This is a genomic window from Rhizobium leguminosarum, from assembly GCF_004123835.1.
Taxonomy (GTDB): domain Bacteria; phylum Pseudomonadota; class Alphaproteobacteria; order Rhizobiales; family Rhizobiaceae; genus Rhizobium; species Rhizobium leguminosarum_M.
Genome location: NZ_MZMU01000003.1, coordinates 917063 through 936169 on the forward strand (window position 1 = coordinate 917063; position 19107 = coordinate 936169).

General features: G+C 64.4%; 25 protein-coding genes and 1 tRNA gene. 18 read left to right on the forward strand and 8 right to left on the reverse strand.

Going from position 1 to position 19107, the window contains the following annotated elements:
• Positions 1-8: 8 nt before the first annotated feature.
• The 4 genes from B5P46_RS08185 to B5P46_RS08200 are packed head-to-tail and all read left to right on the forward strand — an operon-like array spanning position 9 to position 6852.
• Positions 9-1100, forward strand: coding sequence for an ATP-binding protein (locus B5P46_RS08185; RefSeq protein WP_245456116.1), 1092 nt, complete (start codon positions 9-11; stop codon positions 1098-1100).
• On the forward strand, positions 1101-3620 hold the full coding sequence (locus tag B5P46_RS08190) for a DUF5682 family protein (RefSeq protein WP_129418240.1): 2520 nt from the start codon (positions 1101-1103) through the stop codon (positions 3618-3620).
• Positions 3617-4777: a VWA domain-containing protein gene (locus tag B5P46_RS08195; RefSeq protein WP_129418241.1), complete on the forward strand. Its 1161-nt coding sequence runs from the start codon at positions 3617-3619 to the stop codon at positions 4775-4777. The genes B5P46_RS08190 and B5P46_RS08195 overlap by 4 nt, the downstream gene beginning before the upstream one ends.
• Positions 4774-6852, forward strand: a complete 2079-nt coding sequence (locus B5P46_RS08200) for a hypothetical protein (protein ID WP_129418242.1) — start codon at positions 4774-4776, stop codon at positions 6850-6852. The genes B5P46_RS08195 and B5P46_RS08200 overlap by 4 nt, the downstream gene beginning before the upstream one ends.
• Before the next feature lie 232 nt (positions 6853-7084).
• Here B5P46_RS08200 and B5P46_RS08210 read toward each other — a convergent pair whose 3' ends face one another.
• A complete protein-coding gene (locus tag B5P46_RS08210) occupies positions 7085-7492 on the reverse strand; it encodes a hypothetical protein (protein ID WP_129418244.1) in 408 nt (135 codons plus the stop codon).
• 262 nt (positions 7493-7754) lie between these two features.
• On the opposite strand from B5P46_RS08210, the gene B5P46_RS08215 reads away from it, so the two are divergent.
• Positions 7755-7831, forward strand: a tRNA-Pro gene (locus B5P46_RS08215).
• A gap of 450 nt (positions 7832-8281) precedes the next feature.
• On the opposite strand, the gene B5P46_RS08220 is transcribed toward B5P46_RS08215, so the two are convergent.
• Positions 8282-9403 carry a nucleotidyltransferase family protein gene (locus B5P46_RS08220; RefSeq protein WP_245456140.1) on the reverse strand — a complete coding sequence of 374 codons (1122 nt, stop codon included), beginning with the start codon at positions 9401-9403 and terminating at the stop codon, positions 8282-8284.
• Between the two features lie 247 nt (positions 9404-9650).
• On the opposite strand from B5P46_RS08220, the gene B5P46_RS08225 reads away from it, so the two are divergent.
• Positions 9651-9890: a DUF982 domain-containing protein gene (locus B5P46_RS08225; RefSeq protein WP_012756410.1), complete on the forward strand. Its 240-nt coding sequence runs from the start codon at positions 9651-9653 to the stop codon at positions 9888-9890.
• 26 nt (positions 9891-9916) lie between these two features.
• On the opposite strand, the gene B5P46_RS08230 is transcribed toward B5P46_RS08225, so the two are convergent.
• From B5P46_RS08230 to B5P46_RS08240, 3 genes are read right to left on the reverse strand one after another with little or no spacing between them, the layout of a single operon-like run.
• Positions 9917-10141, reverse strand: coding sequence for a hypothetical protein (locus B5P46_RS08230; protein ID WP_129418245.1), 225 nt, complete (start codon positions 10139-10141; stop codon positions 9917-9919).
• The gene (locus B5P46_RS08235; RefSeq protein ID WP_129418246.1) at positions 10138-10374 is read right to left on the reverse strand and encodes a hypothetical protein; all 237 of its coding nucleotides are present in this window, start codon (positions 10372-10374) and stop codon (positions 10138-10140) included. The genes B5P46_RS08230 and B5P46_RS08235 overlap by 4 nt, the downstream gene beginning before the upstream one ends.
• Before the next feature lie 11 nt (positions 10375-10385).
• Positions 10386-10649, reverse strand: coding sequence for a hypothetical protein (locus B5P46_RS08240; protein WP_129418247.1), 264 nt, complete (start codon positions 10647-10649; stop codon positions 10386-10388).
• Between the two features lie 415 nt (positions 10650-11064).
• Between B5P46_RS08240 and B5P46_RS34310 the strand changes: the two genes are divergently transcribed.
• A complete protein-coding gene (locus B5P46_RS34310) occupies positions 11065-11223 on the forward strand; it encodes a hypothetical protein (RefSeq protein ID WP_164986449.1) in 159 nt (52 codons plus the stop codon).
• Positions 11224-11506: 283 nt separating this feature from the next.
• Here the strand turns inward: B5P46_RS34310 and B5P46_RS08245 are convergent, their stop codons facing one another.
• Positions 11507-12154 (reverse strand): S24 family peptidase, encoded by a 648-nt coding sequence (locus B5P46_RS08245; RefSeq protein ID WP_011650846.1) that lies wholly within the window; start codon positions 12152-12154, stop codon positions 11507-11509.
• A 142-nt stretch (positions 12155-12296) separates the two neighbouring features.
• Between B5P46_RS08245 and B5P46_RS08250 the strand changes: the two genes are divergently transcribed.
• Both B5P46_RS08250 and B5P46_RS08255 read left to right on the forward strand, forming a co-directional pair.
• Entirely contained in the window at positions 12297-12488 is a 192-nt protein-coding gene (locus B5P46_RS08250) for a hypothetical protein (protein WP_018240998.1), read from the forward strand.
• Positions 12485-12703: a hypothetical protein gene (locus B5P46_RS08255; protein WP_129418248.1), complete on the forward strand. Its 219-nt coding sequence runs from the start codon at positions 12485-12487 to the stop codon at positions 12701-12703. Before B5P46_RS08250 ends, B5P46_RS08255 begins: the two co-directional genes overlap by 4 nt.
• Positions 12704-12706: 3 nt before the next feature.
• Here B5P46_RS08255 and B5P46_RS08260 read toward each other — a convergent pair whose 3' ends face one another.
• Positions 12707-12922: a hypothetical protein gene (locus tag B5P46_RS08260; RefSeq protein WP_129418249.1), complete on the reverse strand. Its 216-nt coding sequence runs from the start codon at positions 12920-12922 to the stop codon at positions 12707-12709.
• Between the two features lie 3 nt (positions 12923-12925).
• Between B5P46_RS08260 and B5P46_RS08265 the strand changes: the two genes are divergently transcribed.
• Genes B5P46_RS08265 through B5P46_RS08290 form a run of 6 tightly spaced genes read left to right on the forward strand, consistent with a single transcriptional unit; the run spans position 12926 to position 15063 of the window.
• Positions 12926-13204: a sigma-70 family RNA polymerase sigma factor gene (locus tag B5P46_RS08265; RefSeq protein WP_129418250.1), complete on the forward strand. Its 279-nt coding sequence runs from the start codon at positions 12926-12928 to the stop codon at positions 13202-13204.
• A 32-nt stretch (positions 13205-13236) separates the two neighbouring features.
• Positions 13237-13602 carry a hypothetical protein gene (locus B5P46_RS08270; protein ID WP_129418251.1) on the forward strand — a complete coding sequence of 122 codons (366 nt, stop codon included), beginning with the start codon at positions 13237-13239 and terminating at the stop codon, positions 13600-13602.
• Entirely contained in the window at positions 13568-13966 is a 399-nt protein-coding gene (locus B5P46_RS08275; RefSeq protein ID WP_129418252.1) for a hypothetical protein, read from the forward strand. The genes B5P46_RS08270 and B5P46_RS08275 overlap by 35 nt, the downstream gene beginning before the upstream one ends.
• Positions 13963-14262 (forward strand): GcrA family cell cycle regulator, encoded by a 300-nt coding sequence (locus B5P46_RS08280; protein ID WP_129418253.1) that lies wholly within the window; start codon positions 13963-13965, stop codon positions 14260-14262. Before B5P46_RS08275 ends, B5P46_RS08280 begins: the two co-directional genes overlap by 4 nt.
• The gene (locus tag B5P46_RS08285) at positions 14259-14456 is read left to right on the forward strand and encodes a response regulator transcription factor (protein ID WP_129418254.1); all 198 of its coding nucleotides are present in this window, start codon (positions 14259-14261) and stop codon (positions 14454-14456) included. Before B5P46_RS08280 ends, B5P46_RS08285 begins: the two co-directional genes overlap by 4 nt.
• Positions 14457-14469: 13 nt before the next feature.
• Positions 14470-15063 (forward strand): hypothetical protein, encoded by a 594-nt coding sequence (locus tag B5P46_RS08290; protein ID WP_129418255.1) that lies wholly within the window; start codon positions 14470-14472, stop codon positions 15061-15063.
• 1044 nt (positions 15064-16107) lie between these two features.
• Here B5P46_RS08290 and B5P46_RS08295 read toward each other — a convergent pair.
• Positions 16108-16929 (reverse strand): phosphotransferase, encoded by an 822-nt coding sequence (locus B5P46_RS08295; protein ID WP_129418256.1) that lies wholly within the window; start codon positions 16927-16929, stop codon positions 16108-16110.
• A gap of 535 nt (positions 16930-17464) precedes the next feature.
• Here B5P46_RS08295 and B5P46_RS08300 point away from each other — a divergent pair.
• The 3 genes from B5P46_RS08300 to B5P46_RS08310 are packed head-to-tail and all read left to right on the forward strand — an operon-like array spanning position 17465 to position 18804.
• Entirely contained in the window at positions 17465-17779 is a 315-nt protein-coding gene (locus tag B5P46_RS08300; protein WP_129418257.1) for an ArsR/SmtB family transcription factor, read from the forward strand.
• A complete protein-coding gene (locus B5P46_RS08305; protein ID WP_129418258.1) occupies positions 17776-18135 on the forward strand; it encodes an SRPBCC family protein in 360 nt (119 codons plus the stop codon). The genes B5P46_RS08300 and B5P46_RS08305 overlap by 4 nt, the downstream gene beginning before the upstream one ends.
• 45 nt (positions 18136-18180) lie before the next feature.
• Entirely contained in the window at positions 18181-18804 is a 624-nt protein-coding gene (locus tag B5P46_RS08310; RefSeq protein ID WP_129418259.1) for an ATP-dependent Clp protease proteolytic subunit, read from the forward strand.
• Positions 18805-19107 lie beyond the last annotated feature (303 nt).

Below are 19107 nucleotides of genomic sequence, written 5' to 3' on the forward strand. Positions count from 1 at the left end.
TGGTAAGCATGGATCAGACAGCACTTCGCCCGGCGACGGAAACCCTGCATGCCGCCGAACTCGCCAAGCTCGAGCAGGCCGACAAGGGGCGGCGCCCGCCGGGCTGGCGGCTTTCGGCGCGCGCGGTGCGCTCCTTCGTGCTTGGCGATCCCGCGCTCGGCATCTCGCGCAAATTCTATGGCGACGATGCGCTGGTCGAGCGGGCGATCGTCAGCCTGATGGGCGAGCAGGGACTGCTGCTCGTCGGCGAACCGGGCACGGCGAAATCGATGCTGAGCGAGCTTCTGGCGGCCGCCGTCACCGGCTCGACCCGTCTGGTCGTGCAGGGCTCGGCCGGCACCATGGAAGAGCATTTGCGCTATGGCTGGAACTACGCGCTGCTGATCGCCGAAGGCCCGAGCGAAAAGGCGCTGGTGCCATCGCCGGTGCTGCAGGCGATGCGGGGTGGCCTCGTCATGCGCATCGAGGAGCTGACGCGCTGCCCGCCGGAGATCCAGGACGGGCTGATCTCCATCCTGTCGGAAAAAATGATCGCCATTCCCGAACTCGGCGATGGCGCGATCGTGCGCGCCGCACCCGGCTTCAACATCATCGGCACGGCGAACCTTCGCGACCGCGGCGTCAGCGAAATGTCGAGCGCCTTGAAGCGCCGCTTCAATTTCGAGACGGTGCATCCGATCACCGACCCGGCCTTCGAACGCGAATTGATCGAGCGCCGTCTTGCCGACCGCCTGGCGCCATCCGGCATCAAGCCCGATATGTCGGAGGCAGCCCTTGGCATCCTCGTCTCCTGCTTCCAGGATCTCAGGGCCGGCCGTACGGCCGAAGGGGTGACGCTGCAAAAGCCGACCGCCGTCATGTCCACCGCCGAAGCGGTCAATGTCGCCCATGCCGCCGCCCTCGAAGCAGCCTATCTCGGCGACGGCAGGGTGACGGGCGCCCATCTCGCCCGCCAGATCGGCGGCATCGTGATGAAGGACGATCCGGAGGACGGCCGCAAGTTCAAGTCCTATGTCGATCACATCGTCAAGGACCGCGCCCGTTCGGGAAGCGACTGGCGCTCCTTCTACGAGGCGGCGCGCGCCTTGAGGCTCGACTGAATGGAGGCGGCGGCGGCAGCGGCGGAACGTCAGGGCTTTCTCGCCTACGGGCAGCGGCTGACCTCGGGCGAGGGCGGGTTTTTCTTCTTTCCGATCCGCCACCACAGCCCCGCCTGCGCGCTGCATCTTGCCGCAGCCCTGGGCGAAATCCGCCCGCGCGCCATCGTGCTGGAAATGCCGGCGGATTTTGCGCCCCTCCTGCCGCTGCTCTCGCATCCCGATATAAGGCTGCCGATCGCCATCGTCTCCGTCGCCGACGGCGAACATGCATCCGACGAGCGCCTTCCTGTTGGATACTGGCCGTTTTCGGCGACCTCGCCGGAATGGGCGGCCCTGCGACTGGCGGGCGAATTCGGAAGTGCGGTCATTCTTGCCGACCGGGAGAGCGGCGCCCGCCTTGCCGCCGCTCGGGCGGAGAAGAAGGGCGAGACCGGGGAAGACGGCGAGGAAGCGCCGAGACAGGGTGAGCCGAGACAGGACGAGACCGCGCCGGCCCTTTTGACCGATGAGGGCCAGCTTGCCTATTCGGATTATGCCGAGGGCCTGGTGAAGCGCCTCGGCGTGCGCGATTTCAACGAGGCCTGGGATCGGCTGTTCGAATCCCGCGCCGCCGAAAAGGATTGGCGCGGTTTCTTCCGCGACGTCGGCATTCACTGCGCGCTGTCGCGCCTTGCCACACCGGCCGAGGAGATCGCCGCCGACGACACGCTGGCCCGCGAGGCCTGCATGCGGGCGGCGATGGCAAAGGCTGAGGCGCTTTCCGGCGACGGGCCGATCGCCGTCATCACCGGCGGATTTCATACACCTGTGATGATCGATCCCCGGGCTGACGAGGCGAAGGTACAGCCGGAGGCGAGGCCGGGCATCCAGACGAAATCCTATCTGATCCGCTACACCCACGACCATCTCGACCGGATCAACGGCTACGGCGCCGGCATGCCGTCGCCGCGCTGGTATGAGCGGCTGCAGCAGCGGGTTGCCGACGGCCATGACGATCCGTTCACCGAGGCGGCGACCGATGTGGTTCTCGACCTCACCCAGCGCCTGCGCCGCGACCGGCCGAATTTCACCCCGCCGCTGCCCTCGCTTGCTGCAACCGTCGCCCAGGCGCAGGCGCTGGCCGATTTGCGCGGATTGCAAGGCCCGGGGCGGGCTGAAATTCTTGATGCGGCGCGCTCCTGCCTCATGAAGGGGGAAGATCCCCACAGCGGTTCGCCGCTGATGGAGGCGCTGCTTGCCGAGCTCACCGGCGAAGGCATCGGCGAGGTGCCCAGCGGCGCCGGCGTTCCGCCGCTGGTCGAGGCCGTGCGCCGGCGGGCCCGGGCGCTCGGTTTCCGCATCGAGGACGGCACCGAGCGCAACCGCCTGCTCGATATTCATCGCAAGCCCCGGCACCTTGCCGCCAGCCGCTTCCTGCATGTGATGACCTTGCTCGGCACCGGCTTTGGCCGTTGTCTCAGAGGTCCGGATTGGGCAGGCGGCGTTGCCACCGACGTGCTCTTCGAGGAATGGACCTATCGATGGTCGCCGGCCGTCGAAAGCCGGCTGGTGGCGCTGTCGATCGATGGCGATACGGTGGAGCGCGCCGCCGACGCCGTTCTCGCCCGCCGGGTCCAGGCGCTCGGCGAGGAAGGACAGGCGAAAAACGCCCATGCGGCCATCCGCCTGCTGATGATCGCAGCCCAGGCGGGGCTTGCCAGGTCCTGCGGCGCGCTGATTGCCGCGATCGGCCCGGCCGTTGCCACCGATCCGGATTTCGGCCGGGTCGCGGTCTGCCTGTCGATGCTCGACAATCTTCAGCGCGGCCGAAAGGCGCTGGGTTTTGCCGGCATGGCGGGGCCGGACGAACTGCGCCTCATCGCCTATCGCCGGGCGATCGACCTGCTGCCGGACCTCGAAACCGCCAGGGACGAGGACGTGCCGCGTTATGTCGATGCGCTGGCAACGCTGAACGAGATCGCCGAAGCCGGCGCGCAGGCTGGAGAAGGCGAGCAACCGCTCGATCTCGATCTGCTCGACGAGGGCGTCGCCGCCCTCATCGACGCCGATCTGGCGCCGCGGGCGGCAGGCGCGGTTGCCGCGATCGGGCATATGTCGGGCAGGCTGAGTGCGGGGGCGCTGGCCACCCGCGTCATCGGCCCGCTGCAATTCAGCGTCGGCGAAACGCCCGCCCGGGTGGAGGCGCTGGCCGGCCTGCTGGCGGTGCAGCCGGCCCTGCTCAAGCGCACGCCGGCGCTGCTGGAACGGCTGGATCTGGTGCTCGCCGGCTTCGACGAGGCTGATTTCATCGAGGTGCTGCCGGCGCTGCGCCTTGCCTTCACCGCCCTTGCGCCTGATGAGACCGATGCGCTCGCCGCCGTGATCGCGCAAGCAAAGGGCACCGATCTCGATCTGGCGCCACGTTTCTCCGGCGGCCTGACGGAGGCCGAAATGCTCGCCAATGCCCGCCTCAATGCCAGCTTTGCCGAACTGATGCGGGCCGATGGTCTCGGGTCCTGGCTGGAGGAGCGGGCGCCATGAGCAACGACAACAAGCCCGAGGAAAGTCTTCGCCGCTGGCGCCTGGTGCTTGGCCGCTTTGCCGAGCGCCAGCTTTCGAACTGCTGCAGCGGCGCCGACGCCCGCCGCGATGCTGCGCTCGACCGCATCTACGGCGAATCCTACCGCCGGCGCGGCATCCGCACCGGCGCGCCCGAAGGCAACAGGAAGAACCCCAAGGGCGGTGCGGAGCCGCCGCAGATGACGCTGCCGGAATGGTTTGGCGAGATGCGCTCGCTGTTTCCGAGATCGGTGCTGGAGCGGGTCGAGAAGGATGCGCTCGGCCGGTTCGGCATGACCGAGATCCTCGACGATCCGAAAGCGCTCGCCGAACTTGACCCCGACCCGTCGCTGCTTGCGGCGCTGCTTGCCCATCGCGGCCGCTCCGATCCTGTGATCGCAGGAAAAATCCGCCAGGTCGCCAAGCGCGTCGTCGAGGAGCTGACGAAGAAGCTGCGCCTGCAGACGAGCCGGGCGCTCTCCGGCGCAAGACGGCGCGGCGAGACCACCGCGCGCCGCTCCAGCGCCCGCGACATCGCCTGGAACCAGACGATCCGCAAGAACCTGAAGAACTGGGACCAGGAGCGGCGTGTGCTGATCGCCGAACATCTGCATTTCCACGCCGCCGCCCGCCGGCACCTGCCCTGGCGGATCGTGCTCTGCATCGACCAATCGGGCTCGATGGCGACCTCGCTGATCTACAGCGCCGTGATGGCCTCGATCCTTGCGACGCTGCCGGCGGTGACGGTGAAGCTGGTGCTGTTCGACACATCGGTGGTCGACCTCAGCGACGAGGTCGGCGATCCGGTCGACGTGCTGATGTCGGTCCAGCTCGGCGGCGGAACCGATATCGGCCGGGCCGTCGCCTATTGCGAGGCGACGCATATCGCCGAGCCGCAGCGGACGATCTTCGTGCTGGTTTCGGACTTTTGCGAAGGTGCGCCCGCCGCCCCGCTCTTTGCCGCGGTGCGGCGGCTTGCCGGCGCCCGGGTGAAGCTGCTCGGGCTTGCCGCTCTCGATGAGGCCGCCCGGCCGGCCTATGATCGCGATACCGCCGCGCGGCTCGTCGATGCCGGCATGGAGATTGCAGCACTGACGCCGGAGCATTTTGCCGATTGGGTTGCGGGGCATATAAGGTGAAGCGGGGCAAGACGGAGAATTCGGAGCGTTTCGACGCCGCAGCCCTCAGCGACGAGGTGCTGGAAGCAGCCGCCTCCAAAGGCCTGTTGCGCCGCGCCCACCGGGATGTGGAGGCCGGGCTCGTGCGCCTGTCCGGCTGGGATGGCGGAACGGCGTTGGCCGAAGCCGACGGCGAGAGCGTGCGGCTCACCGCCGGTCCGCTGACTGCCGCGCGCTGCAGCTGCCCGGCAACCGGCCTTTGCCGGCATATTCTCGCCGGCATCATTTTCATCCGCGAGGCGGAGGAGGTAAGGCCGGCCGAGGAGTTGGGCGCAGCCGAGACGGCGGAGCCGGTCCGATTTGAAGCCATTCCGGATCCACATGCGGAAATCCTTTCGCTCGAGGAAGACGTCATCATCCGCGCCTTCGGCCGCGCCGCTTTTATTCAGGCGCAAACGCTGCTGGCGGAACTGGAACCGGGCGCGATCCGGATCGAAACGAGCCCGAATGCCGTCCGCATCGCGCTCGGCGCCCACCATCAGGTGCTTTATCCCGCCGGCGGCGGTCCTGCCGGCATGATCTCGAAGGCTGCAACGTCGCAGCGTGCCGTGCTGCATGCGGCAGCGCTTCTGGCCGTGCGTGGCCCCAAGGAGACGATCGCTCGCGTGGGGCAAGCGCCGACTGAGCCCGGCAAAGCCGCATCCGGCCTCCTCGAAGAGGCGGTCGCACTGCTCCGCGATGCCGCGCGCCAGGCGCTCTCGAAGGCGCCTGCCGGTCTCGAAGAGCGGATCGGCGATCTTGTGCTTTCCTCGCGCACTGAAGCGATGCCGCGGCTTGCCGCCGAGCTTCGCACCATCGCCGCGATGATCCGGCGAAGACGCGAGCGGCTGGATGCGGCCGATCCTGCCGAGCTTCTCGTCATGCTGGCGCGCGCCTATGCCTTGACGGAGGCGCTTCGGGCCTCGCCCGATGAACCTTTGCTCACCGGCGTGGCTGCCGAGGCGCCACAGCCGCTGCCGGCGATCGACCTCGTCGGCTGCGGCCTGCGCGTGTGGCAGGCCGACAGCGGCGCGCGCGGGGTGACCGGCTATTATCTCTCCATGGACGGGCGAAGCTTCAGCGCGACGCTGGCGCGCGGGGCCGGCAGCGATCCGGGCTTTGTGCCGCGCCAGGCGGCCACCGCCGAGCCGGTCTTCGGCCGTTCGCTCGCGGCGATCGCCGGCAGCGCCTTCCGCCTCGAGGGCGCCTCCGCCACCGGGGACGGCCGGCTGCAGACCGGCAACGGCCGCGCCGAGCTTCTCCAGCCCGGCTGGAGCGCGGCGGTGCAGGGGATCGAAGGCGCTGTCATCGATGACTGGAAACAATGCGCCATCCGTCTTGCGAGTGCCTTCCGGCCGAAGCTCGCGACACCGCCGCGCCGCGCCCTGCCGCTGATCCTGCGCCCGACCGCTTTCGGCTCGCTGCGCTTCGACGGGGTTGCGCAGGTCGGGCGCTGGCCGGTGCGGGACCGCGAGGGGGCCTGGCTGGAACTGGAGATCGAAGGCGACGAACGGTTGGAGACCCATTTCGCGCTGCTTGGCACGATCGGCGACCGTCAGCCGCCGCTGCTCACCGTCCTCGCCGAAGCCCGCGGCGCCGACATCGTGCTCTCGCCGCTCGCTTTCGGAACCGACAGCCTGACCCTCCTCGACCTGCCGCCGCCGGCGCCAATGGCAACCGGGCAAAAGCCGAGCCTGCTCTCCCGCCTGGCCAAAAGCCTGACGCTGCCCGGCGTGCCGGAGCGCAAACCGATGCGCTTCGAAGCGCTGGCCCGCCCGCAGGCCGCCAGCCGGCGGCTGATCTCCGCCGCCTTCGACGAAACCCTGGCGCTCGCCGAACTCGGCGGCCGCATGGAGGATCCGGAGCGGCTGCAGCGCATGCAACGCCTGGGGCGCACGCTCGACGAGGCCGGCCTGGCGCTTCCCGGCAGCCTCGTCGGCCAGCTCGCCGCCGCCTCCGGCCAGACGCGCCCCGACCGCCTGCTGCGCGCCGCCTACGCTCTCAATCTGCTCGCCCGCATCGATCCGCATTTGCCGTTCGTGCGCCTTGTGCCTTGAGGTGCGAAGCGGTTGTGTAAAAGGGCGTTTCTCAGCGAAAGCAATATTTGTCAAACAAAACCGGGCGGTAATCGGCCGCCTGCGTTTGTTGAGCTCGCTCACTCCTCGGCGTCATCCTCGGCCCTGTGCCGAGGATCTGCTACGTATCAACCGGCAGTAGATGCCCGGGACAAGCCCGAGCATGACGAAAGAGGAGTTGCGGCCTGTCTTCACGTCTTGGACAAACCGTCCGTTACTTCTGTTCGGGCGCCAGGAACTCTGCGCAATAGGACGGGCCGTCGACGCCGGGGATATCGGCGACGGTGCGGATGTCGCGGATCGTGTAATCGGAGCTGGTGGTGATTTCGGCCTGGCAGCGCAGATAGGCGGTGCGGGCCGATGCGATCTGCTTGCCGCGCTTGCCATCGGCGCCTTCGGCATATTTCGCCGGAATGCGCACGGTCTTGTAGCCGCCGCGCCAGGTATAGATGGTGCTCGAGCCTTGCTCGCTGTCGCTGATCGGCGGCCCGTAGGCGGCAAAGAAGATGCCGGCCGATTTGCCGACCCAGCGGGCCTCGATCGGATTGCCGGCGGAAGGTATGGTGGTGCATCCGGCAAGCGCAATGGCAAGCCCGGCCGCGGTCATGATGCGGAAATTCATCGTGTCGTCCCTGATCTCTAGCGCATGGCTGCGAAGCCGCCCTCGTGAGCGGTTTCGCCTGTCCTGTCGTGCCCTTTAGCGCGGAACCCGGCAAAAGAAAATTGCCCCTTTGAGACTTCCGTTCGATTTGCGGCAGGTGTGGCTTTTTGCTGCAGCCGCCGACCTCCCGACCTGTCACAACCCCGTCAAAATTTCCGCCGGCTTTTTGGAATTTGGTGCTTGTGCAACCATATAGGCTGTTCTATAGAAGCGCCGCTGGTCACGGAGTGTAGCGCAGTCTGGTAGCGCACCACGTTCGGGACGTGGGGGTCGAGTGTTCGAATCACTCCACTCCGACCAGTCTGAAGCCCCGCTCCGGCGGGGTTTTTCGTTTCTGGCGCTGCTATGCCGATTTTTGCACGGCAATGCTTACGGCAACGATCGATCATCTCTAAGGCGCGTAAACTCCGCCGGGTCGCCGCCGGCCGGCAGGGGCCATCGAATGGAACTAACCCCGGCCAGCGCCGTTGTACGCGAGGGAGTCCCACCATGAGCAACGCCCGTCAGGCGCAAACGAGATGGTGATGGTACTCCCAGGAGAACGCACATGGATCTCACAACCCTTCTCATCATCGTTGTGATACTTCTTTTACTAGGCGGCGGCGGCTGGTACGGCCGGGGACGCTGGTATTAAACGACGGTCGACGTGGCACGCATCACTGGGTTGACGAGCGCTCCGGCTAACTGAGCGCGGCGGGACGGCGCCATTGGCATTGGCCGCCAGTTCAGGCTGCCCTCTCATTGTCTTCATCATGAAGTTCCCTCGACGCTGTCATGGTCCGTTTGAACCCCGTAATGAACGGCGACTTCGCCAATTTCCGCCATGCCTTCGGCGAGAACGGACATGAGCTGTAGACGGCGGTCCGGTCGCATGAACGACAATCCGCGTGCAATTGCGTCACGCCACGACTGACCGCGTTCCCACGCCTCGCAATAGGCCAGCGCAAGATCGGAATGGCGGCGTGTCGCGCCCATCGCTTCGAAAAGATGGGAGGCCTGCTGCACGTCCTTTTCGCGCTTGAGCACGCCATTGTCGTCATTCTCACGCCGCGAGGCGACGATCAGCTTGTGAACTGCATAGCGCTCCGGAGTGGGAACATTGACCGTAATGCCGCTCTTGTGAAGGATCACGGTCCTGATCGGGTTGTAGATGAGATAATCGAGGAATCTGAGCGGTTCTGCGGAAATTCCTCCAAGGGCCGGCATATCGGCGGGTTTGTGCTGATTGTCGTCGCTGCCCGTATTCGGCGTCAGAAATTCGACCTTGTAGTTCTTCGCGTTCACGAACTGGGTCGAGCGCGTGGGGTGGTTGAGATGCGGGACCTCTCGGAACGTCGGGTCCAGTTTTTCGAGAACCTCGCCTAAGGGAGGGATGCTGTCGTTGACCGCCGTCGAGATCGAATGGAATTGGGCGAAGTCGGCATCGCTCGTCTGCATAAGCGACGCCGGCAGCCGAACGCCGAGAATGCCGGAATAGGTCTGGAATGCCACGGTTCCGACGAGAACCGCGTGCAGACGGAAGAGCCCTGCATTGGCAAGCGCCTCGATGACGTCGCCGGTAAACCTGGGCGGTGCGTTCATGCCGCCTTCTCTCGTAAGAGTGGCCACCATTCGCCGGCGGTTTCGGAGATCATCCTTGATCGCGCCGAAGTCCGTCACTCTTTTCGTAAGCTCCTCGTCATTCTTTGGTCCGACATAAGACCGCTTGACGCCGTCTTGGCCCGGATGATCGAAATACCAGTATTCCTTGCCCTTCACGGGGACGGAGACGAACCGACCCTCCAGCGGGAACTCGGCGACAAAACTTCCGTCCAGCGCACGCTGGCCGAGCTCCGCCAGCATGGTCTGGTACATCAAATCGATCTCACGGATGGGCACGGATTTTCTCCGGTTATAACTTTCTTGTAAAAAGATTATAACACCGCGTTCAACCGACCGAAGCCCATCCTTCCTCTGGTTATAATTTTTCTGCAGGAAAGTTATAACGGAGGTGCGGTTGAACGGGAGCGGTGCATTGGCATCGCATGAATCGAGTTCGATGGCCCGCGCTTTCGAATCAACCGGAACGAGTCCCCAAGTGATTCGTTGAGTCGCGTGTCCAGTGTGAGGGGGCGGCGCCATGAGCAGGCGACGAAGGTTCAAGCCGGTGAAGATCACCATCAATGGCAAGGTGAGGACGGTCTATAATGTCGTTCAGGCCGGCAACACTTTGCTGAACGATTGGCCCGAACAGACGCCGGCGGCCAAGGTGGCCGAGCGGCTTGTGCTTGATGTGTTCAATGATGCCGCTGGGCCCGAGCAGGTGCGCCGCGCATTCATTACGGCGGCCAAGGCCAGCGACATCAAGTTCAGCTCCTGATCGGCGGTGTCTGGCAAAGCCCTGGCTCACTTCCATGACACGTGCTCCTGGTTTCGCAGATCCCGGGTTTTGAACTGCGTCTCCATCCAGGCGGCCGAGACGATGGCGGCGAGGAAGCCGAAGGTGAGGCAGGCGATGGCCTGGATCCGCCACGAGACGAAGGTGACCGGCGGTGGGCTGACGGGCTTTTGCGCGCATTCGCCGGGCGGGCAGGCGCAGCCGGAAAAGGCCTTGATCAGGCAATCGCTCATGCTGGGTCGCCTTTCACCGTGTCGATGGCGGCGAGGATCTTCCGGTGAAGCGGGCAGCCGTGATCGTCGCTGCCGTCGAAAAAGCGTTCGGCCTCCACCAGCGCCTGCAGGAGATCGGGTGCCCCGGCGGTGAAGCGGGCCTTGGCGCGGGTGTTTTCGACTGTCCCGGCCTGTCGGGCGGCAGGAAGGGAAGGGCTCTCGGTTGAAGCCGGTGTCGGATTGGCGGCAGACATCTCCGTTTTCCTCAGGCGTAGAATTGATCATTGTTGGCGATGCCCATGATCTCGCGGGCATAGCGGTAATGCTCCGCGACGGACGCGCTTGCGCCGCGCAGCCAGGACGGACCGCGGATCGAATGTTCGGGTCGGCGCAGAAAGGCAAAGCCAAGCGCGCCCATGCGCTGGGCCTCGATCGCCATGTAGGCGCGGCAGTCGCCGATCGTCTGCGCGCCATTCCAGCGGGCATCCCGCTTGCTTTCCTCGGTCTCGATCTTGCGAATGTGCTGCATCGCCCTGTCCTCTCGCCCGTTTGATCGGCTAAGAGAAAAGGTATATATCATACCCTATTGCGTCAACATCAAAAGGTATAAAAAATACCTCTCTGATTGACGGGGTACGAATCATAGGTCTATGTCTGGGACAAGTGATTGGGCGACCGGGTGCAACTCCCGAGCTGACGAAGCCCAGCGGCGCGGGAAGCGAAAGTCCTTAAGTGCGCTGTCAGAAAATCAGGACGAGGGCGAAGCGAATGGCCCCTCTGGCACGTGTCCCATCCCGGCTCCGGCCTTCAGGACTTGGCCAATGCTCTCCCGGCTTCATGGGCTTTGCTCATGGGGTAGGGGGAAGCTTTGGCCGGAACCCTCCCTCACCAGCCTTCAGGAACCTTCTCCTCCTAAGCCTGAGAGATAGGAGTGAGAGCTGAAGTTGAAGTATGATGATGAAAGCAAAAAAGGAGGTCGCCGGCACGAAATCGAAATCACCGACGAGGTGATCGAGGCGGATGGATGCCGCGCCACCATGGGAGAAGAGCTGCCGAAGGATATGTTCTCCCCGTGGCCATTCGCTCCATCCTGGTGGCGATGACGAGAGTGGTGCGCGAACGGCATCCGGAGCTTCCACAATTTGTGGTTTCAGAGGGTGAATCGTCTCGATACCCCTCGTGATCCCAGCGGGGGATCGGCGAGCTTCGGAGCGAAATCCTACAGGCCGTACATCTCGCGCGCGGCGCTGTACGCCAGGAGCAATACCGCTAGTGTGACGATATAGAACCAGATTCGGCCGGCGCGTGAGGAAGGGCGGATCATCCTGTTTCCTATTGAAATATGGTTTGTTCGCGGCGTTATTTCCGAGCCTTGAGCTCTCGTCCTTACATCTCGATGATCGATCGGCGGACGCGGCCGACGATGGTGACGGCGCCCTGGAATTCCGGTGGCGGCACGTCTTCGTAGGACGCCGGCTGGAAGGGCGGGTCGTCGTTCGGGCGATAGCGCTTGTAGGTTGCAGCTCCCGTCTCGTCGGCGACGACATAAAGCGCGTTCGGCGCCAGGCGCTTGTCGCGCAGATTGACGAAAATGATCGAGCCCGGCGGGGAGATCTTGTTCATCGAATTGCCTTCGACCTCGAGCGCGATCCATTCGCCATCGGGCAGGTCGAGGGCGGCGACCGTCGGGAATTCCGAAAAATCGGTGATCGGCGCCTGCTCGCTCAGCTGGCCGGCACTGACCCAGGAGATCTTCGGCACATCGGCGACGGAGGCGGGCAGCTCATCCGGATCGAGCGCGTTGCCGGTGCCGAACTGCAGCCAGTTGAGATTGACCTTGAACGCGCGGGCATACTTCTTCGCGTCGGCAATGCCGAAGCCGTTGCGACCGGATTCATGCGCCTTGTAGACATTGGCATTCCAGCCGAACCGATCGACGATCGCCTTCGGCCCGGCAAAGCCGGCATTCTTCCTGGCCATGACGAGGCGCTTTGCGCGTTCTTCGCGCTCAAATTGTTCCTGATCTTTCAACATGATATAAAAAATACCCTAAATTAAGGTACATGTCATGCCCTAATGTGCTTGACATATCGGGTATTAATTGTACCCTAATCGCCATGACAAACACCGACATCATCAACAACGGTCCAGCCTTTCGGACTGGGGAGCCGACGCCATGAGGTTCACCATTTCCTCGGAGGAGAAGCTCGCCATGGACGTCATGCCGACCGGCGTCGTCATTCACCGGCCGCAAGGGCCAAGGGGCGGGCGGATGTCTGTGATCCCCGTTCGCAACGAGGATATCCCCTTCCTCGCCAAGGCCCTGCAGCAGGTGCTGAACGCCAACCGGGAGGTGGAATCGCTATGACCATCTCCACCACAACACCCGCCGGCGAGTTCCAGCGCCGCGGAGCCCGCTACACCGGCTGCCCGATCTGCGGCAAGGCGCTGTCGATCGCCGAGGTGATCGAGCGCCACTGCGAAAATTGCGACCGGCCGACGCGCCCGAAAGAGATCAGCGAGACGATGATCCCGCCCGGCTCTCAGCCGATCACCAACTCCGATAGCCCAGCCCCTCCCTGACGGCTATCGGTGGCTGGCGTCGTCGCCCTCCCTCGGCGACGCCAGCATCCCCGGCGCGACGATGTCGTGCCCGACCCAGGCGGCGGCCTGGCAGACGACCGGAGCCTTTGCTCCCAGAGCCGGGGCTCCGGTTGTCATCCGTGAAAAATCAAAGACGTTGTTGGCACCCGCTTCGGGCGGGAACGGCGGGCCGCGTTCGAAATCGGAAAGAAGGATCAAGCGATGAGCATCCAGCTCAAGGCCACCCCGGCGCAGCAAGGCGCCCACATGAACGCGCTCGAACTCTTCCGCACCGGCCGGGACTATATCGAGATCGCGGCCCACCTCGGGGTGTCGGTGCCGTCGGTGGAAACCGAGATCCACCGGCTTCGAAGCGCCGAGAAGGGCGACACCGCCCAGCAGGACCATGCCGGCTCAGAGATCCGGCGGTTTACCCGCCGCGCCGCGAGGCCTGGCGCCCCGGTGAACTTTGCCGGCGGGCGACGGAGGCTGCGGGTTTGAAGAGGCCATCTCAATCGGGAAAGCGACATCGCATGGGTAAGGAAACAGTGACCAAGGACATCATGGACATCCTCAGCCCGGTGCTGGGGGAGGAGCTGGCGGCAGCCGTCATCGAGCATCGCAAGCGCACGCTGAAGAAGCCGCTGACGGCTTATGCCGCGCGGATGCAGGCCAGGGAATATCTGATGACCGGCGATCCGGTCGGCGCCGCCGAGATGCAGATCTTCCGCGGCTGGCAGGCGATCAAATGCGACTGGTACCTCAAGGAGAAGGCGAGGGAGGCCGGGTCGATCAACAGCAGCACGAGAAGGACAGCAGTGGATGCCGCACGAGATTTCCCCTCTGGTGAAGGTCATTTCGGGGATGCTTTCTGGCTTCCCGGCATCCGCAGGCACTGATCCCGACATGCAGATCCGCGCCTATCTCGTCGCCGTCGAGGGCCTTCCGGCAGAGGCGGTCTGGCGGGCCGCCAAACGCTTCATCTCCGGCCAGGTCAGGGACCATAACCGCGCCTTTGCCCCGAGCAGTGCCAGCTTTGCCGAGGAGTGTCGGCATCAGCAGGCGGCGATCGAGGTGGAGCGCCGCCCGCGCCTGGAAGCAGAGCCCGAGGTGCTGCAGCCGAAAGTGCCGGCCTACAAGATGCAGCTGCTGCGCGATGCAGCCAATGGCAGCCGCAACGCCAAGCGGGAGCTCGCCCGCATGTTTCCCGACAATCCGATCATCGCCCGCGCCGCGCTAGATGCACAGGAGGCCACCAAGTGACCATCACCTTTTGGACGGAAGACAAGATCGTCAAGGCGGAAAAGCTTTGGAGGGAAGGGCTGTCGGCCAGAGAAATCGCCAACCTGTTCGGCTCGAAGAAGAACACCGTCATCAACATGGCGCACCGCAACCGCGACAGGTTCCCCTCCAGGCAGGACACCTGGCATCCGCATCCGAAGGCAGGCCCGCCCGTCCAGCCGATCCGCCACCCGGACCGGGTGACGCGGGTGACCCGGTCGGGCGCGCATGTGACGATGCCGCGCGTGCCCAGCATCGATGGGCCTGCGGAGCCATGAGCCAGGTCACCCCACGCGAAACCGAAGTGATCCGCTGGATGGCGGAGGGCAAGACCGCCGCCGAGATCGGCACCATTCTCGGCATCTCGCCGATCACCGTGAATACGCACATCGCCAACGCCAAGATGAAGCTCGGCGTCTTCAAGGAAACGGCGCTGGTCGCAGCGGCACTCAGAAACGGCATCATTCGATAGAAGGACGATCAGCATGGGCGGCAAAGCCACCAAGGTGAAGACAGGACGGGCAAACAAGCGCGCCGGCCGGCCGCGCAAGGAAAATGTCGAGCGTTTTCCCTGCGGCAAGATCAAGCCCTTCGAAACCGAGAAGGACAATATCAGCGTCGCGGTCGCCGCCCGCAGGCGCATCCACGGCTTCGGCCGCACGGTTGCCGACGAGACGGTCAAGAGCCCCTTTGCCGGTTACACCCTCGGCCGCATGTTCCTCGACGGCCTCATCACCGCCGAGCAGCGCCAGGCCGGCGACGACTATGCCGAGGCGATCGCCCGCTACCACAAGACGACAGGCATCCCGGCCCCGAGCCCGAGGGCGCAATCGCTGTTCTCAGTCAAAGGCCATGAAGGCGAGCAGACCGAAACCTTCGCCGACCGCGCCCGCAAGGCCAGCAACCGCATGATGGCGCTGCAGGGCATCCTGCTGCGCTGCCCCGACGGGCCGCAGGTCAGGAGCACGGTCTATAACGTCACGGTGATGGATTACGACCATTTGCGCCAGATGCCGCCGCAGCAATTGCTGTGGCTGCGGAGGGGATTGACGGCGTTGCGGGGGGCGAGGAGCGGTTGATGGAGTGGGGCAAGGCTCAGTCTGGTATCCAGGGCTGCGATCTCTCTCCAGCCTCATCCTGAGGTGCCCCGAAGGGGCATCGAAGGACGGGGCTGGCCTCCCGCCTGCCTCGATATGCCAATGCTGCCATTGGCGTCCAGCCACCCGCCCTCGTCCTTCGAGGCTCCGGCCTTCGGCCTACGCACCTCAGGATGAGGGCTGGTCGGTGTGCCGTGCCGCTTCGCTTCCCGTTGAACCGAGGCCCGCGACCTCTCTCCAGCCTCATCCTGAGGTGCCCCGAAGGGGCCTCGAAGGACGGGGCTGGCCGCCCGCCTTTCGCGCCGGTTGGCTGCGAAGCCAGTCCGAAAGATATGTGGATTTTCACAGTTGTTGGCTCTGTACTTGCCGCAGAGCTCACCCCACCCTCCGTCTTCCTCGGGCTTGACCCGAGGATCCACGCCGGCCTCCGCGCTGCGGCCTGGAGACACGGGCGGGAGCGGGCGAGGGGGCATGCTGCGACATCTCGATTCCCTCTTCTCCCCAGCGGGGGTCCGAAGGACGGGTTGAGACCGGTGGCTCAACCCAGGCAAAGGTGCCCGTAGGGCGGATGAGGGGGCCGCGGAAACCGGTCTTTCAACAACGTCCATGCGGGCTTCGGCCGCGACGGCATTGTCTCGACTGTGTTCAGGGTGATGGGGCACGGCGTTGCAGGACAGGTTCTACGGGAGGGTGTGCCGGGTGGCCCCCTCATCCGCCTGCCGGCACCCTTCTCCCCGAGGGGAGAAGAGACTTGCGGCAGCGTCTCCGTTCCCATCGGCCTCAGGACGGTAGAGCCAGTGGCTCGATCCCGGTAAGGCTAGGGTGGGGCAGCCATTGCGAACCGGACAACGATGGCTCAAGGCCTGGGATGACGGAGGGTGGGGCAGGTGTTTTCGCCAGACTCCGTGCCAATCTAGCCGAACACCTGCACCGGATGCCGCCGCTGCTGCTCTCGCGGCCGTGCAGGGGGCTCACGCCACCGCGGGGGCAAGGGCCGGTTGACGCCGGAGCTGCTGGGCCTGACGCTCATCCGCATGGGCGCTGAATAAGGTCCATCGCATGGTCTTCCATCCAGGCGACCTCAAGCATCCCCTCGTCAAGCACACCGCGGCTGGCCAATTCCGTCTCCCATGCGGAACCCGCTGCAGCAAGGTTGCGCATATGTTGCTGCATTTGCCGAACCCGTTCGATTCCGGCCTGCATGATGCCGATCTCCGGCGCTATCCCGTAGGCATCGAGCAACAATTGAAAGCGCCGGGCTTTCTCGCGGACGCCCGTTTGCAGGCCATGCGCCTCGCATTTTTCGTCACGCCAGAACGGCACCCAACGCCAGGCAACAAAGCCAAGGTCCCAGGAGCGCGGTCCCGGCGCTGCCGCGTCCCAATCGATGAAAGCCACGGGGAGCCCTGCTTGAAAGACCGTATTCCATGGCGTCAAGTCATTGTGGCAGACCGTTTCAACAGGCTGGCGGGCGTCAAGACGCCATTCGCGATCTTTCCATAAGAAGCTGGCTGCAGCATCGTGGTAGGATCGCAGCAATTGTCCCAGGCGCTCGAGGACGCTGTCGCGCCAGACATAATCCGGGAGACGGAGGTCGAAGCGACCGCCTTTAACGGGAAGGAAGCCTTCGCCATTGCCGACTTCACCTTCGATATAGGTGAGGACTTCCCGTCCCTGATCATCGAGGCCCAGCGCACGCGGGGACCCATCATATCCCTGGCGCTCGACGTGCCGCAGCAAGTCGAGAACCGCGGGAGACCACGCACGTCCGCCACGACGCACCGTTTCGCCTATGCGCACGACGTTCGAATCCTTGCCGCCGATAAGAGGAATTTCTGGCTGGTCCATACCCTAGCTTAGGCGAGGGTGAACTGACGGGTCAACGGACAAGATGCCCGCAAAGCTGCGGGGGGCGAGGAGCGGTTGATGGGGTGGGGCAAGGCTCAGTCTGGTATCCAGGGCTGCGATCTATCTCCAGCCTCATCCTGAGGTGCCCCGAAGGGGCCTCGAAGGACGGGGCTGGCCTCCCTCCTGCCTCGATATGCCAATGCTGCCATTGGCGTCCGGTCACCCGCCCTCGTCCTTCGAGGCTCCGGCCTTTGGCCTGCGCACCTCAGGATGAGGGCTGGTCGGTGTGCCGTGCCGCTTCGCTTCCGGTTGAACCAGGGCTACGATCTCTCTCCAGCCTCATCCTGAGGTGCCCCGAAGGGGCCTCGAAGGACGGAGCTGGCCGCCCGCCTCTCGCACCGGTTGGCCGCAGATTTTCGATATTGTACGCGGTTTTTCGTCCGATCAACCATCGCAGGAACAGCTTAGGCGGTTTGTGCATCCGCAGACTGACAACAGCGTTGCAAATCAGATAAGTGTGTGCTTATCTGACGGCATGATCGAGAACGAGATTTTCAAAGCTCTGGCCGACCCGACACGCCGCGCGATCTTCGAGAAGCTGGCGAGCGGCAGCATGAACGCCAGCGCCCTGCGTGACGGCATGGATATCAGCCAGCCGGCGATGTCCCAGCACCTTTCCGTGCTTCGCAATGCGCAGCTGGTGCGCGAGGAACGGCAGGGGCGCTTCGTGAACTACGAGGTCGATCCAGACGGACTCGCGCTCATAGCCGGATGGCTGGCGAAGTATCGAGCTTACTGGCCGGCGCGGATTGATGCGTTGAAGGCTTTGCTGAAGGACATGGACCAATGAGCGATACGAAGGCCGAAAGGCAGCAAAAAGATCTGGTGTTTGAATACGAACTGGACGCACCGCCGGAGAAGGTTTGGCGGGCGGTCAGCATTCCCGCCTTTCGGGAGAAATGGCTGCCCAAGCAGGAGTTAGCGGAGGCCGAGCCGGTCTCCACGGCACCGGGCGAGGAAATAAGCTACAGGATGCGGGACGATGAGCCGCCCTTCCTTGAGAGCATCGTCACGTTTCAGGTCAGACCCGATGCCAACGGCGGGACGATACTCACGATCGTTCACGGGCTGACGGATACGAGGCTGGCCCCGCAGATGCCGCCAGCGGCGAACAGCAATGCGCCGTGGATGATGCTGGCCGCCTGAGGCTTTAGCCAGTCACCCGAAATTGCAACCTACAGGAGTTCGCCCATGCGCGAAGCGATGCAACTCGTCCCTATGGTCATCGAGCAATCCAGCCGCGGCGAACGCTCTTTCGACATTTATTCCCGCCTTCTGCGCGAGAGGATCATTTTCCTGAACGGTGAGGTCAACGACACCGTTTCCGCGCTCGTCTGCGCGCAGTTGTTGTTTCTGGAGGCCGAGAATCCCAAGAAGCCGATTCAACTCTACATCAATTCCCCCGGTGGCGTCGTCACTAGCGGCCTCGCCATGTATGACACCATGCGATACATCCGCGCGCCGGTTCATACGCTCTGTATGGGAACGGCCCGTTCGATGGGGTCGTTCCTGCTGATGGCGGGCGAACCCGGCGAGCGCGCCGCATTGCCGAACACCAGCATTCTCATTCATCAACCGTCAGGCGGATTCCAAGGACAGGCATCGGACATGCAGATCCATGCCGAGGAAATCCTGAAAACCAAGCAGCGCATGACGCGGCTCTACGCCGAGCATTGCAAACGCACCTATGAAGAGTTCGAGCAGGCGATGGACCGCGACCGCTTCATGACGGCCGAGGAAGCGTTGGAGTGGGGTCTGATTGATCGCATCCTGACAGAACGCGACATCGTTTCAGCGCCGGAAATCACCGCGTGACCGCGCGTTGGGAAACTCACGCGGCAACCGACGCGATGGCCTCTACTTCCTGACCGAAGCCGAAACGGTATGCGGCAATTGCTGTGGCTGCGCAGGGGGTTGACGGCGTTGCGGGGGCGAGGGCGATGGGGTGGATGCTTCGGCGGGATAAGCTCTTGCCATGGATGAGATTCCATTCCCTCCCAGGTTCAAGACGCTACCCCGACAACACCCGCCCTCGTCCTTCGAGGCTCCGGCCTTTGGCCTGCGCACCTCAGGATGAGGGCTGGTCGGTGTGTCGTGCCGTTGCGCTTCCCGTTAAAC

What these genes read in the sequence shown, in the direction of transcription:
- B5P46_RS08285 (WP_129418254.1), top strand. Translation starts at nt 14,259, where the DNA reads ATGAGCCAGGTCACCCCACGCGAAACCGAAGTGATCCGCTGGATGGCG.
- B5P46_RS08255 (WP_129418248.1), top strand. Translation starts at nt 12,485, where the DNA reads ATGACCATCTCCACCACAACACCCGCCGGCGAGTTCCAGCGCCGCGGA.
- B5P46_RS08305 (WP_129418258.1), top strand. Translation starts at nt 17,776, where the DNA reads ATGAGCGATACGAAGGCCGAAAGGCAGCAAAAAGATCTGGTGTTTGAA.
- B5P46_RS08195 (WP_129418241.1), top strand. Translation starts at nt 3,617, where the DNA reads ATGAGCAACGACAACAAGCCCGAGGAAAGTCTTCGCCGCTGGCGCCTG.
- B5P46_RS08310 (WP_129418259.1), top strand. Translation starts at nt 18,181, where the DNA reads ATGCGCGAAGCGATGCAACTCGTCCCTATGGTCATCGAGCAATCCAGC.
- B5P46_RS08290 (WP_129418255.1), top strand. Translation starts at nt 14,470, where the DNA reads ATGGGCGGCAAAGCCACCAAGGTGAAGACAGGACGGGCAAACAAGCGC.
- B5P46_RS08275 (WP_129418252.1), top strand. Translation starts at nt 13,568, where the DNA reads ATGCTTTCTGGCTTCCCGGCATCCGCAGGCACTGATCCCGACATGCAG.
- B5P46_RS08210 (WP_129418244.1), bottom strand. Translation starts at nt 7,492, where the DNA reads ATGAATTTCCGCATCATGACCGCGGCCGGGCTTGCCATTGCGCTTGCC.
- B5P46_RS08240 (WP_129418247.1), bottom strand. Translation starts at nt 10,649, where the DNA reads ATGCAGCACATTCGCAAGATCGAGACCGAGGAAAGCAAGCGGGATGCC.
- B5P46_RS08295 (WP_129418256.1), bottom strand. Translation starts at nt 16,929, where the DNA reads ATGGACCAGCCAGAAATTCCTCTTATCGGCGGCAAGGATTCGAACGTC.
- B5P46_RS08245 (WP_011650846.1), bottom strand. Translation starts at nt 12,154, where the DNA reads ATGTTGAAAGATCAGGAACAATTTGAGCGCGAAGAACGCGCAAAGCGC.
- B5P46_RS08250 (WP_018240998.1), top strand. Translation starts at nt 12,297, where the DNA reads ATGAGGTTCACCATTTCCTCGGAGGAGAAGCTCGCCATGGACGTCATG.
- B5P46_RS08185 (WP_245456116.1), top strand. Translation starts at nt 9, where the DNA reads ATGGATCAGACAGCACTTCGCCCGGCGACGGAAACCCTGCATGCCGCC.
- B5P46_RS08230 (WP_129418245.1), bottom strand. Translation starts at nt 10,141, where the DNA reads ATGAGCGATTGCCTGATCAAGGCCTTTTCCGGCTGCGCCTGCCCGCCC.
- B5P46_RS08265 (WP_129418250.1), top strand. Translation starts at nt 12,926, where the DNA reads ATGAGCATCCAGCTCAAGGCCACCCCGGCGCAGCAAGGCGCCCACATG.
- B5P46_RS08270 (WP_129418251.1), top strand. Translation starts at nt 13,237, where the DNA reads ATGGGTAAGGAAACAGTGACCAAGGACATCATGGACATCCTCAGCCCG.
- B5P46_RS08300 (WP_129418257.1), top strand. Translation starts at nt 17,465, where the DNA reads ATGATCGAGAACGAGATTTTCAAAGCTCTGGCCGACCCGACACGCCGC.
- B5P46_RS08225 (WP_012756410.1), top strand. Translation starts at nt 9,651, where the DNA reads ATGAGCAGGCGACGAAGGTTCAAGCCGGTGAAGATCACCATCAATGGC.
- B5P46_RS08235 (WP_129418246.1), bottom strand. Translation starts at nt 10,374, where the DNA reads ATGTCTGCCGCCAATCCGACACCGGCTTCAACCGAGAGCCCTTCCCTT.
- B5P46_RS08190 (WP_129418240.1), top strand. Translation starts at nt 1,101, where the DNA reads ATGGAGGCGGCGGCGGCAGCGGCGGAACGTCAGGGCTTTCTCGCCTAC.